We start from the raw sequence: 12,758 nt of genomic DNA, 5'->3' as shown, positions 1-12,758 counted from the left end.
CGCGGCAGCACCGACGCCGCGCCTGACGCGGGCAGGGTGGCCGTATCCGCCTCCGTTCTGCGATAGGGCTCGCCGGCGGCGTCCAGCACGGGGTAGGCGACCGAGCAGATATGCGAATGGATACGCCTGAGGTCGCGCAGCACGTCCAGATGCAGCGACGTCGTTTCGATGGTCTCGGGCCGGCCCTCGCGCAGGCGGTCGAGATGCCGCTCGACCGCGGCAAGCTCGGTGTTGCGCAGCGCGGTCTTCTCCACCAGCAGCCTGCGCGCCTCGTTGGCGTCGCCCGACATGAACACGCCGAACGCGATCCGCAGCGAGTCCATGGTACGTTTGTGGAAGGCGGCGAGCTCGTCGGCCCCTTCCGCCGAGAACTGCAAGCGCCGCTTGATCTTCTTGGTGGCGAGCTCGCTCAGACTCTTGTCGATGATGTCGCCGATATGTTCGAGGTTGATGGTGAAGGAGATGATCTCCATCGCGCGCCGTCCTTCGCTCTCGTCGAGGCTGCCCCGCATGAGCTTGGTCACGTAGAGCTTGATGGCCTCGTCGAGACCGTCGACGAGATTGTCCATCTTGGAGACCTGGTCGACCAGCGCGCGGTCGCCCGTCATCATCGCGGCCATCACCTTGCGCAGCATGACCTCGACGAGGTCGCCCATGCGCAATGTCTCGCGGGCGGCGTCGGCGAGAGCCAGTGACGGCGTCTCCAGCGCGGTCTCGTCGAGATAGCGCGGCCGAGCCGGGTCGGCCTCCTGCACGCGATCCGGCAACAGGCGGGTGAGCAGGCGCGACATGGTGTCGAGCAGGCCGATGAAGACGACGGCGGTGCCGACATTGAAGGCGATATGGAAAGCCGCCGTCATCCTGGCGAGATCGGGCTGCCAGGCGTGCATGTGCTCGGCGATCCCACCCAGGAAGGGCAGGACGAGGGCGATCCCGATCACGCGATTGAGCAGATTGCCGACCGGCAGCCGATAGCTCGCGGGATCGTCACGCTTGGCGCCCTCGAACACGGGATTGATGGCGCTGCCGAGATTGGCCCCGAGCACCAGCGCCAGCGCCGCATAGGGCGAGATGAACTGCGAATAGGCCAGCGACATGATCAGCAGCACGCTGGCGACGCTCGAATGCACAGCCCAGGTGACGAGGGCGGCGATGACGATGCACAGGATAGGATCGCCTGTGATGGCCGACATCACGATGCGGACGCCGGGCGCGTTCTCCGCCGGCGCCAGCGTGTCGAGCAGGATGTGCAGCGAGAGCAGCATCAGGCCGAGGCCGATGCAGACACGGCCGATGTCCTTGATCCGGGATCTCGGTCCCGAGCGGAAGGCGACGAGCCCGAGCACGAACAGCACCGGCGCGACGGCTGCGATGTTGAACGACAGCACCTGCACGATCAGCGTCGTGCCGACATTGGCTCCCAGCATGATAGCGAGCGCAGCGGCGAGGCTGACGAGGCCCTCGGCCGCGAACGAAGAGGTGATCAACGCCGTCGCCGTGCTGCTCTGGAGCAGCGCGGTGAGTCCGAGGCCGGCGGCGAAGGCGCTGGCGCGGTTGCTCAGCGCCTTGCCGAGCAAGCGCCGCAGGTCGGGACCGAAGGCGCGCAAAATGCCGCTGTGGACCATGTGCAGGCCCCACAACAACAGGGCAACGCCGCCCATGAGATCGAGCAGAACCAACGTTCCCATGCTCCGAGTCCGGATTGGAGTCGATTGGCGAGGCTAGCGCCAAACGGGAGCGGATCAAACTCTTTGTTGGCGCGTCGGCGTTAACGTTTGCGGCGTCGGCGCGTTCCCGCGGCGCGCGATTGCGCGTCCGCTGGAGCGTGTTGCGGCGTCCCGAGGCGTGCTGCCCCGTGAGCAGGCTCACATTGCCGCATTCAGGGCAGCGAAGCCGCGATCGAGATCGGCCTTGAGGTCGTCGACACTCTCCAGCCCGATGTGGAGACGCAGCGTCGGGCCGCCGGGCGCCCACTTGGTCGCGGTGCGATAGGCATCGCAATCGAAGGGGATCGCGAGGCTCTCGAAGCCGCCCCAGGAGAAGCCCATGCCGAACAGATTCAGCGTATCGAGCATGGTGTCGACGGCTTTCTGCGGCGCGGGCTTCAGCACGATGCTGAACAGGCCTGACGCACCGGTGAAGTCGCGCTTCCAGATCGCATGGCCGGGATGGGTCTCGAGCCCCGGATGCAGCACGCGCGCGACCTCGGGCCGGCCAGCCAGCCAGCGCGCCATGTCGAGCCCGGAGCGATGATGCTGCGCCAGCCGCACCGACAGCGTGCGCAGACCGCGCAGCGCCAGGAAGACGTCGTCGGGGCCCGCGCAGACGCCGAGCAGGCGGATGCCCTCGCTGATCTGTGGCCATGCCCTGGCATTGGCCGAGATCGTGCCGAACATGATGTCGGAATGGCCGCCGATATATTTGGTGGCCGCCTGCATGCTGATGTCGACGCCCTGCTCGAGCGAGCGGTGATAGAGCGGGGTCGCCCAGGTGTTGTCGTCGATGACGAGCGCGCCGCGCCCATGCGCGACCTCTGCGATGGCGCGGATGTCGGGCATCTCGAACGACTGCGAGCCTGGCGCCTCGACCAGCACAGCGCGCGTGTTGGGCTTGAACAGCTTGTCGATGCCCGCGCCGATCAGCGGATCGAAATAGCTGGTCTCGACGCCGTAGCGGGCGAGCATTCCGTTGCAGAAATTGCGCGAAGGCCGATAGACGTTGTCGCAGACCAGGAGGTGATCGCCGGCCTTCAGCACCGAGAGCAGGGTGGTTGAGATTGCGGCCAGGCCCGACGGCGTGATGCCGACGCCAGCACATTGCGGGCCCTCGAGCGCCATCAGCGCCTCCTGGAAGGCCTTGGTGGTGGGCGTTCCGTGGCGACCGTACTGGAACTCGCCGCGATGGGCGTGCAGGTCCTCGGCGGTCGGATAGAGCACGGTCGAGCCATGGAAGACCGGCGGATTGACGAACCCCTTCTGCGCCTTGGTGTCTCGGCCGGAGGTGACCAGCCGGGTCTCGGCGTGCTGCTCTTGGGGATGCGAAGAATCCATGCGTCTGCTTTCAAAATCGCGTTTCCACCGGACGCGACGCGCCCGCGGGGTTGGCCGAAAGGCCGTCGTCGTTAATAACAGAACACAGAAGAGTCCCGTCAACCCCTTGACCCGGCAGGCCAGTCGTTCTGTGATGCGCGGGTGCTATTCAGTCGCCGCATGTTGAGGGGCCTGCCGCGACCTTCGATCCATCGTCTGGCCGGACGAGGCGCCACGGCCATGACGGTGGGCGCCCGCGATGGGGACTAAGGTATGGCCTCCCGGGATCGGCGGGTGTTCGGCAAGGTTTTCCAGCATGACTCTTGCAGGCTAGCCTCGGTACGACTAGCCCTGGCAGGGATGACCCTGAAGACAACATCCTGACCTTGAGACGACCTTGAAAGGCCCAAAGCCCATGAAACGCGCAACCCTGGCTCTCACCCTTGCTCTCGCCGCCGGCCTCTCCGCCCAAGCCGCCGATGCGCAAACGCTCAAGACTGTCAAGGACCGGGGCATGCTGTCCTGCGGCGTCAGCCAGGGCCTGCCCGGCTTCTCCTCCCCCGACGACAAGGGCAACTGGACCGGCATCGACGTCGACGTCTGTCGCGCCATCGCCGGCGCGATCTTCAACGATCCGACCAAGGTCAAGTACGTGCCGCTGTCGGCCAAGGACCGCTTCACGGCGCTGCAGTCCGGCGAGATCGACGTGCTCTCGCGCAACACCACCTGGACCATCTCGCGCGACACCTCGCTCGGCGCCAATTTCACCGGCGTGACCTATTATGACGGGCAGGGCTTCATGGTGAAGAAGTCGCTCAAGGTGAATTCGGCACTCGAGCTCAACAGCGCCTCGGTCTGCGTACAGACCGGCACTACCACCGAGCAGAATCTCGCCGACTACTTCAAGGCCAACAACATGAAGTACGAGGTGATCGCCTTCGCCACCAACGACGAAACCGTCAAGGCCTATGAAGCCGGCCGCTGCGACGTCTTCACCACCGACCAGTCGGGCCTGTACGCCAATCGTCTGAAGCTGGCCAAGCCCAACGACCACATGGTGCTCCCCGAGATCATCTCGAAGGAGCCGCTCGGTCCGATGGTGCGCCACGGCGACGACCAGTGGTTCGACATCGTGAAATGGACGCTGTTTGCGATGATCACCGCCGAAGAGCTCGGCGTCACCTCGAAGAACGTCGACGAGAAGGCGAAACTGGAAAATCCAGAGCTGAAGCGCGTCCTTGGTACCGACGGCAATTTCGGCGAACAGCTCGGCCTGACCAAGGATTGGGTGGTGCGGATCGTGAAGGCGGTCGGCAATTACGGCGAGGTGTTCGATCGCAACGTCGGCGCGGGCTCGCCGCTCGCCATCAATCGCGGCCTCAACAATCTCTGGAACAAGGGCGGTCTTCAGTACGCGCCGCCGATCCGCTGATCACCCCCTGATCGGTCGGCAGCGGCATGAGCACCGAGGCCCGAAAACCGCCGCCCCAGATCGCTCTGAAGATCCGGCGCATTCTGGGCGGCAAGGCAGGCTGGAACGGCGTGGCCGTCCAGTTTGCCTTCGCGGCGATCCTGGGCTGGATCGGCTACGAGATCGTCTCCAATGCTCGCGCCAACCTTGAGAACCAGCACATCGCCGCCGGCTTCGGCTTCCTCAGGAACAATGCCGGCTTCGACGTCAACCAGACCCTGATCCCCTATACCGGCTCGGACACGTTCCTGCGCGTGTTCGTGGTTGGGCTCTTGAACACGCTGGTGGTCTCCGTGGTGGGCATCGTCTTCGCCACATTGATCGGCTTCATCGTCGCGCTGTGTCGACTGTCGCCCAATTGGCTGTTGTCGCGTGTCGGCGAGATCTATGTCGAGGTCATCCGGAACCTGCCGCTGCTGTTCCAGATCCTGTTCTGGTACCTCGCGGTGCTCGCGGCCTTGCCTAATCCGCGGCAGAGCATCTCCCTGTTCGGCATTGCCTTCATCAGCAATCGCGGACTCGTCATTCCGCGCCCGGTCGGCGAGAGCGGCCTCGAGCCGTTCCTGGCGATGCTCGCGCTCGGCATCGCGGCGTCTCTGGCCCTGCACTTCCATGCGCGGCGCGCGTTGATTCAGCAGGGGCGGCTGATCCGGATCTGGCCCTATATACTGGGTCTGCTGTTCGGACTGCCGCTCGTCACCATGCTGGTATCGGGTCTGCCGTTTACCTTCGAGATGCCCCAGCTCAAGGGATTCAACTTTGCCGGCGGCTCACGCATCATCCCGGAATTCGTGGCGCTGACGGTGGCGTTGTCGACCTATACCGCCGCCTTCATCGCCGAGATCGTGCGCGCCGGCATCCTGTCCGTTCACAAGGGGCAGATGGAGGCGGGATCCTCGCTCGGTCTCAGCCGCGGCGCCACGCTCCGCCTCATCGTCGTGCCGCAGGCCATGCGTGTCATCGTGCCGCCGCTGACCAACCAGTATCTCAATCTCACCAAGAACTCGTCGCTGGCGGTCGCGATCGGCTATCCTGACCTGGTGTCGGTGTTCGCCGGCACGTCGCTGAGCCAGACCGGGCAGGCGATCGAGATCATTGCCATGACGATGGGCGTCTATCTCCTGATCTCGCTCTTCACCAGCGCCGTCATGAGCGTCTACGGTTGGCGCGTCAGCCGGAGTCTCGGCGCGTGACCGACATCACCCCCAGCAGCTTCGTCCGCAAGGACCTGCTCGCCGAGCGCCCCGCGCCGGTCAGGACCACGGGCTTGATCGGCCTGATGCGCACGCGCCTGTTCAACTCGCCGACCAATATCCTGCTCACGATCCTGGGCGCCCTGCTGCTCTGGTTCACCATCGTTCCTTCCGTCAAGTTCCTGATGGTCGATGCGGTCTGGAGCGGGCAGGACCGCACCGCTTGCCTGACCGAGAACGCCGGCTTTGCGGTCGGCGCCTGCTGGCCCTACATCCAGGCGAAACTCCCGCAACTGATCTACGGCTTCTATCCCGAGGCCGAGCGCTGGCGGGTCAATCTCACATTCGTCCTGGCGGCGGTCCTGCTGGTGCCGTTGCTCATACCGCGCCTGCCGGCGAAGGGGATCAGCGCCAGTCTGTTCTTCGTCGCCTTTCCGGTCGTCGCATTCTTCCTGCTGTACGGCGGCGGCATCAAGGGCTTCGGCATCAACTGGACGGCCGGCCTGCTGCAACTGTTCGATGAAAGCATCCTCAGTGCCGGGCAGGCGCTGCTCGGCCTGAGCAAGACGTCCGCCATCGCTCCGCTGCTATGGGTCGTCGGAAGCCTCATCGTGCTGGTCGGCGAAGTGATCTCCTGGTTGATCTTCCCGTTCATCTGGCTCCGCGATCATATCCAGGGGATGGGACAGCCGGTCTGGGCCGATTTCGCCGTCACGGCCGCGATTGTCTGCCTGACCGCCTTCGTCCTTGGCGGTGGTGTGGGCGCCGGCGGGCGGGCTCTGGCGTCCAGCATCGCCACCTTCACCGCCATCGCGATCGTCATCAGGCTGATGGGACTCGATCGCGGCGGGTTGGCGGTCGTGGCGACCAATCTATGGGGCGGTCTACTGGTGACGCTGGTGGTCTCAGTCACCGGCATCGTCACCTCGCTGCCGATCGGCATCGCGCTGGCGCTCGGCCGCCGTTCCACCATTCCGCTGATCCGGATCTTCTCGATCGCCTTCATCGAGTTCTGGCGCGGCGTGCCGCTGATCACAGTGCTGTTCTTCGCCACCTACATGTTGCCCTTGTTCCTTCCCGGCAATTTCACCGTCGACGGTCTGGTCCGCGCGCTGATCGGCATTGCTCTGTTCACCGGCGCCTATCAGGCCGAGAACGTCCGCGGCGGGCTCGCTGCGATCCCGCGCGGGCAAAGCGAGGCGGCGGCCGCCCTCGGACTGTCCTGGTGGAAAACGACCTCCCTGATCGTGCTGCCGCAGGCGCTGCGCCACGTCATTCCGAACCTCGTCAACAGCTTCATCTCGCTGTTCAAGGACACCTCGCTGGTCTCGATCGTGGCGCTGTTCGACCTCTTGGGTTCACTCCGCGCCTCGTTCTCGGATCCGAAATGGTCGACGCAGTCGACGGCGTTCACCGGCTTCGCCTTCGCCGGGATCATCTACTTCATCTTCTGCTTTGGAATGTCGCGCTACTCGTTGTTCGTCGAGCACCGCCTCAACGCCCACCGCCGCAGCTGATCGAGGCCATCATGTCCGACCCCATCGTCAAGATTTCCGGCCTGAACAAATGGTACGGTGAATTCCACGTCCTGCGTGACATCGACCTGGCGGTCGAGAAGGGCGAGCGCATCGTGATCTGCGGCCCCTCGGGTTCGGGCAAGTCGACGTTGATCCGCTGCATCAATGCGCTGGAGGAATTCCAGGAGGGCGAGATCGTCGTCGACGGCATCGAACTCGGTCCCAACCTCAAGCACGTCGATGCCGTGCGCCGCGAAGTCGGCATGGTGTTCCAGAGCTTCAATCTGTTCCCGCATTTGACCGTGCTCGACAATTGCACGTTGGCGCCGATCTGGGTTCGCAACATCCCCAAGAAGGATGCCGAGACGACCGCGATGAAATTTCTGGAACGGGTCAAGATCCCGCACCAGGCCAACAAGTTTCCGGGCCAGATGTCCGGCGGCCAGCAGCAGCGCGTCGCGATCGCCCGCGCGCTGACCATGAACCCGAAGGTGATGCTGTTCGACGAGCCGACCTCGGCGCTCGACCCCGAGATGGTCAAGGAGGTGCTCGACACCATGGTCGACCTCGCCAAGGAGGGCATGACCATGCTCGTCGTCACCCATGAGATGGGCTTTGCCCGCGAGGTCGCCAACCGCGTCGTGTTCATGGACGCCGGCCAGATCATCGAGGCCAATACCCCGAACGAGTTCTTCGCCAGCCCTCAGCACGCCCGTACAAAACTGTTCCTGAGCCAGATTTTGCGGTGAGCACCTGCAATCCGGCGGCCTCGCGGTCCAACTGACCGCAAGCTTGGCACCATGCGAATCGGCTTGCCTCTTTTCGGGCCATACTCCGGAGAGAGACCTTGCAGAGCAGTGCCGGCGCACGCGCATACCAGAATGCGCGACTGGAAAAGAAGCTGAAGAAGCAGGCGGACGCCGTCATGGCCTTCGCGATCGAGGCACTCGGGCAGGGCAGACTTGCCGAGGCCGAGACACTCTGCCGCGAGATCCTGAAGGAGGTTCCGGATCATTTCCACGCCACGCACCTGCTCGGCCTGCGCGCGTTCGATGGCGGGCGGCTCGATGAGGCGGAATTCCTGCTCGAGCGTGCGGCCGCGCTCGATCCGCGTTCGCCCGATGCGCACGGCAATCTTGGGGCTGTATATTTCGCGCTCGGGAGATTTCAGGACGCCCGCGCATGCCAGGAGAAGGCCATTGCGCTGAAACCGAATTGTCCGATTACCCTGACCGGTCTCGGCAATACGCTGCTGCACATCGGTCTTGGCGAAGAGGCGATCGGGCTGCACCAACGCGCGATCAGGCTGCGGCCGGACTATGCCGATGCATTTTGCAACCGCGGCATGGCCGAACTGATGGCCGGCAAGTTCGAGCGCGCAAAGGAGAGCTTCGATCGCGCCCTGTCGTTTCAGGCGCGACATGCGGAGGCGACCGCCGGCAAGGGCATGGTGAGCCTCGAACTCAGGCACTTCGAGGAGGCGGCCGCCGCTTTCGACGCAGCGCTGGCGATCAAGCCGGGTTCCCCGAGGATTCTGCTGCAGCGCGGACGACTCAATCTAAGCCTGTCACGGCTGGAGCAGGCGGCCGCGGACCTCGATGCGGCGCTGGCGCAATCGCCACGGCTCGAGCTCGCGCTGTGCTGGAGGGCGCAGATCGACATTCTCGTGGGGAACACGGCGCAGGCGATGGCGGGCGTCAAGACGCTGCTCGAGGTCAATCCGCGATCCGAGATGGGAATGGCGCTTCTGGCGGCTTGCCATGTGAACCAGGGAGACATCGCGACGGCGCTGGCGCATCTCGACGCGGCGCTGGAGATCGCGCCGGACTTTCCGGAGGCCATCGGGTACAAGATCTTCGTGCTGGACTACCTGCCGGAGGCTGATTTCGCAGCCCAGCAGGCGGCGCGAAGATACTGGTGGGATGCGATCGGCGCCAAGCTTCCGCAAAGGACGCTGCTGCCGCGCCGGCTCGATCCGGACCGGCGGATCGTGATCGGATACGTCGCGTCCGAATTCAGGAACCACTCGGCTGCGCATTCTCTGTTGCCGGTGCTGCGCCATCATGATCACGCCAAGTTCAAGATCGTCTGCTATTCGTGCTGGCCGCTGCAGGACGAGATGACCGAGAGATTCAAGCCTCTCGCGGACGTCTGGGTCGATGCCGCGCAGCTTTCGGACGACGAACTGGCCGATCGTATCCAGGCCGATGGGATCGATATTCTGATCGACGTGTCCGGGCATACCACCGGCAGCAGGCTCCATGTTTTCGCACGGAAGCCGGCGCCCATCCAGGTCACGGGCTTCGGTCATGCCACGGGGACCGGCCTCAAGACCATGGACTACGTGCTGGCCGATCCGATCTTCATTCCGCAATCGGCGCGGCATCTGCTGGCCGAAAAGGTCCATGATCTGCCCTGCCTGATCACGATCGATCCCATCCTGGACGTGCCGCCTTCGGAGCTTCCCATGCTCCGCAACGGCCATGTGACCTTTGGCGTGTTCAACCGCATCTACAAGATCTCGGACGAGGCCATCCGGGTGTGGTCGAACGTGATGCGCGCGGTGAGCGGATCGAAGATCGTCGTCAAGAACGGATTGCTCGACGATCCCTTGCTGCGCGACCGCCTGGTCGCGCGGTTCGTGGAGCAGGGCGTTGTCGAGGAGAACGTCATCTGCATGGGCTCAACCCCGCGCGCCGAGCATCTGCGGGCCTTTGCGAATGTCGACATCTCGCTCGATACGTTTCCGCAAAACGGCGGCATCAGCACCTGGGAATCGCTCTATGCGGGCGTTCCGGTCGTTGCCAAGCTCGGCAACGGCGCCTCGTCACGCGCCGGCGGTTCGATCGTCGCCGCCGCCGGTCTCGGCGACTGGGTCGCCGAGGATGACGAAGGCTATGCCGCGATCGCGCGCAAATATGCGGCGCAGCCGACCCATCTGGCGAAGCTGCGCGCAGAATTGCCGGCCCGGATCGCAGCCTCGCCCGCCGGCAACGTCGAGAGCTACACGCGCGAGGTCGAGGCAAGCTATCGTCAATTCTGGCGGGACTATTGTGCCACGGCCCCGGAAGGCGGCGGCCTGGCGTAGGCCACGTATTGGGAACGTCCATGACCTGGCATGATCGAGCATTGGTTTTGGACGGGCGCGCACCCGAACGGTTCCTGAGTCGGATTTGGGCCTGGGGACCGGGAAAACCCGGGGAGCCTTGCCGCTCCAGCCGACCGGGCGGGCCTGGACGACGAATCAGCTAGACTCTCCGCGGCTATCTTCCGGAGAGACACCTTGCAGAGCAGCGGCGCCGGCGCGCGCGCATTCCAGAACGCGCGATTGCAGAAGAAATTGATGAAGCAGGCGGATGCCATCATTTCCGCTGCAGCCGCTGCCTATGGCCAGGGCCGATATGCGGAGACCGAGGCGCTTTGTCGCGAGATCCTCAAAGCGCTGCCGGACCATTTCGATGCCACGCATTTGCTCGGCCTGTGCGCGCATGACGGGAGGCGCCTGGAGGAGGCGCAACTGCTGCTCGAGCGCGCGATTGCGCTCGATCCGCGTTCGCACGAGGTCTACAGCAACCTCGCAACCGTCTACTTCGACCTGAAGAAATTCGAGGATGCGCGCAGGTGCCAGGAGAAGGCCATCGCGCTGAAGCCGAACTTTCCGCTGGCTCTCACCAACCTCGGCAATACGTTGCTGCATATGAATCTGCCCGAACAGGCGATTGAACTGCACGATCGCGCCATCCGCCTGAAGCCGGACTATGCCGATGCCTTCTGCAATCGCGGCATGGCCGAACTGATGACGGGGCAGTTCGAGCGTGCCAACGAAAGTTTCGATCGCGCCCTGTTGTTTCAGCCGCGTCACGCGGAAGCGATTGCCGGCAAGGGCATGGTGAGCATCGAGCGTCGGCACTACGATGAGGCGGAAGCCGCACTCGCGGCAGGGCTCGCGATCAAGCCCAACTCGGCGAGGATGCTGGCGCAACGCGGGCGGCTCAATTTCGACCTGTCGCGCCTGGAACAGGCGGCCGCCGATTTCGACGCGGCGCTTGTGCAATCGCCTACGCACGAGCTGGCGCTGCGCGGGAAGGCGCAGGTCAATATTCTGCTGGGAAACACGGCGCAGGCGATTGCGGCCGTCAAGACATTGCTGGTGGAAAATCCGCGGTCCGAGATCGGAATGGCGCTGCTGGCGTCGTGCCATGCGAGCCAGGGTGACATTGCAACGGCGCTTCGGCATCTCGATGCCGCGCTCGAACTCAGCCCGGACTATTCGGACGCGATCGCACGCAAGATCTTCTTGCTGGACTATCTTTCCGAAGCCGGCTTCGCGGTTCAGCAGGAGGCCCGAAAATCCTGGTGGGATGCGGTCGGCGCCAAATTGCCGCGAAGGACGTTGGCGCCGCGCCAGCTCGATCCGGACAGGCGCATCGTGATCGGCTATGTCGCGTCCGAATTCAGGAACCACTCGGCCGCGCTCACTCTGTTGCCGGTGCTGCGCCATCATGATCACGCAAGTTTCGAGATCATCTGCTATTCCTGCTGGCCGTTGCCGGATGAGATGACCGAACGATTCAAGCCTTTGGCGGACGTCTGGGTCGACGCCGGTCAGCTTTCGGACGACGAACTGGCCGACCGCATCCAGGCCGACAAGGTCGATGTCCTGATCGACGTATCCGGGCATACGACCGGAAACAGGCTCCATGTCTTCGCTCGCAAGCCCGCGCCGATCCAGGTCACGGGTTTCGGACATGCCACCGGGACCGGCCTTCAGACCATGGACTATGTGCTCGCGGATCCGGTCTTCATTCCGCAATCGGCCCGACATCTGCTCGTCGAGAGGGTTCACGATCTGCCCTGCCTGATCACGATCGAACCCGTGCTGGACGTGCCGCCGTCGGAACTGCCTATGCTCCGCAACGGCTATGTGACCTTCGGCGTGTTCAACCGCATCTACAAGATCTCGGACGAAGCGATCCGGGTGTGGTCGAAGGTGATGCGCGCGGTGACCGGATCGAAGATCATCATCAAGCACGGGCTGCTCGACGATCCCTTGCTGCGCGACAGCCTGGTTGCGCGGTTCGTGGCGCACGGCATCGCAGCAGGGAATATCACCTGCATGGGCTCGACCTCGCGCCACGAACATCTGCTGGCCTTCGCGAATGTCGACATTTCGCTCGATACGTTCCCCCAAAACGGCGGTATCAGCACCTGGGAATCCCTTTATGCAGGCGTTCCGGTCGTCGCCAAGCTCGGCAACGGCGCCTCGTCGCGCGCCGGCGGTTCGATCGTGGCTGCCGTCGGCCTCAATGATTGGGTCGCGGAGGATGACGAGGGCTATGCCGCAATCGCGTGCAAATATGCGGCGCAGCCCGCTTATCTCGCGAAGCTGCGCGCAGAATTGCCGGCCCAGATCGCAGCTTCGCCCGCCGGCAATGTCGAAATCTACACGCGGAAGGTCGAGGCGGGATATCGCCAGTTCTGGCGCGACCATTGTGCTGCGGCCTCGGAACGCGGCAACGTGGCGTAGGCGCCGAGGACCGGAAAATCC

At 64.2% G+C, this 12,758-nt stretch carries 8 protein-coding genes; 6 read left to right on the top strand and 2 right to left on the bottom strand.

Annotated features, from left to right (window positions below):
- On the bottom strand, positions 1 to 1,688 hold a 1,688-nt coding region (locus XH87_RS13395; protein ID WP_271587621.1), incomplete at its 3' end, for a Na/Pi cotransporter family protein.
- 177 nt (positions 1,689 to 1,865) lie between these two features.
- Entirely contained in the window at positions 1,866 to 3,050 is a 1,185-nt protein-coding gene (gene metC / locus XH87_RS13390) for a cystathionine beta-lyase (protein WP_271587620.1), read from the bottom strand.
- Between the two features lie 394 nt (positions 3,051 to 3,444).
- On the opposite strand from metC, the gene XH87_RS13385 reads away from it, so the two are divergent.
- The 6 genes from XH87_RS13385 (at position 3,445) to XH87_RS13360 (ending at position 12,737) form a co-directional block, all read left to right on the top strand.
- The gene (locus tag XH87_RS13385) at positions 3,445 to 4,461 is read left to right on the top strand and encodes an amino acid ABC transporter substrate-binding protein (protein ID WP_035713794.1); all 1,017 of its coding nucleotides are present in this window, start codon (positions 3,445 to 3,447) and stop codon (positions 4,459 to 4,461) included.
- Positions 4,462 to 4,487: 26 nt separating this feature from the next.
- Entirely contained in the window at positions 4,488 to 5,693 is a 1,206-nt protein-coding gene (locus XH87_RS13380; RefSeq protein ID WP_035713796.1) for an amino acid ABC transporter permease, read from the top strand.
- Positions 5,690 to 7,210: an amino acid ABC transporter permease gene (locus XH87_RS13375; RefSeq protein ID WP_271587619.1), complete on the top strand. Its 1,521-nt coding sequence runs from the start codon at positions 5,690 to 5,692 to the stop codon at positions 7,208 to 7,210. Before XH87_RS13380 ends, XH87_RS13375 begins: the two co-directional genes overlap by 4 nt.
- 11 nt (positions 7,211 to 7,221) lie before the next feature.
- Complete coding sequence (locus XH87_RS13370) at positions 7,222 to 7,959, top strand: amino acid ABC transporter ATP-binding protein (protein ID WP_158667656.1); 738 nt, start codon at positions 7,222 to 7,224, stop codon at positions 7,957 to 7,959.
- 98 nt (positions 7,960 to 8,057) lie between these two features.
- A complete protein-coding gene (locus XH87_RS13365) occupies positions 8,058 to 10,298 on the top strand; it encodes an O-linked N-acetylglucosamine transferase family protein (protein ID WP_271587618.1) in 2,241 nt (746 codons plus the stop codon).
- Positions 10,299 to 10,493: 195 nt separating this feature from the next.
- The gene (locus XH87_RS13360; protein ID WP_442868267.1) at positions 10,494 to 12,737 is read left to right on the top strand and encodes an O-linked N-acetylglucosamine transferase, SPINDLY family protein; all 2,244 of its coding nucleotides are present in this window, start codon (positions 10,494 to 10,496) and stop codon (positions 12,735 to 12,737) included.
- Positions 12,738 to 12,758: the final 21 nt, after the last annotated feature.

This window comes from Bradyrhizobium sp. CCBAU 53415, from assembly GCF_028128735.1.
In the GTDB taxonomy this organism is placed as follows: Bacteria; Pseudomonadota; Alphaproteobacteria; order Rhizobiales; family Xanthobacteraceae; genus Bradyrhizobium.
Note: the sequence above shows the minus strand (reverse complement) of the source record. Positions and strands in the feature narration are given on the sequence as shown.

Excerpts from the sequence above, each read along its gene's own strand:
- XH87_RS13385 (WP_035713794.1), top strand. The coding sequence starts at position 3,445 with ATGAAACGCGCAACCCTGGCTCTCACCCTTGCTCTCGCCGCCGGCCTC.
- metC (WP_271587620.1), bottom strand. The coding sequence starts at position 3,050 with ATGGATTCTTCGCATCCCCAAGAGCAGCACGCCGAGACCCGGCTGGTC.
- XH87_RS13370 (WP_158667656.1), top strand. The coding sequence starts at position 7,222 with ATGTCCGACCCCATCGTCAAGATTTCCGGCCTGAACAAATGGTACGGT.
- XH87_RS13380 (WP_035713796.1), top strand. The coding sequence starts at position 4,488 with ATGAGCACCGAGGCCCGAAAACCGCCGCCCCAGATCGCTCTGAAGATC.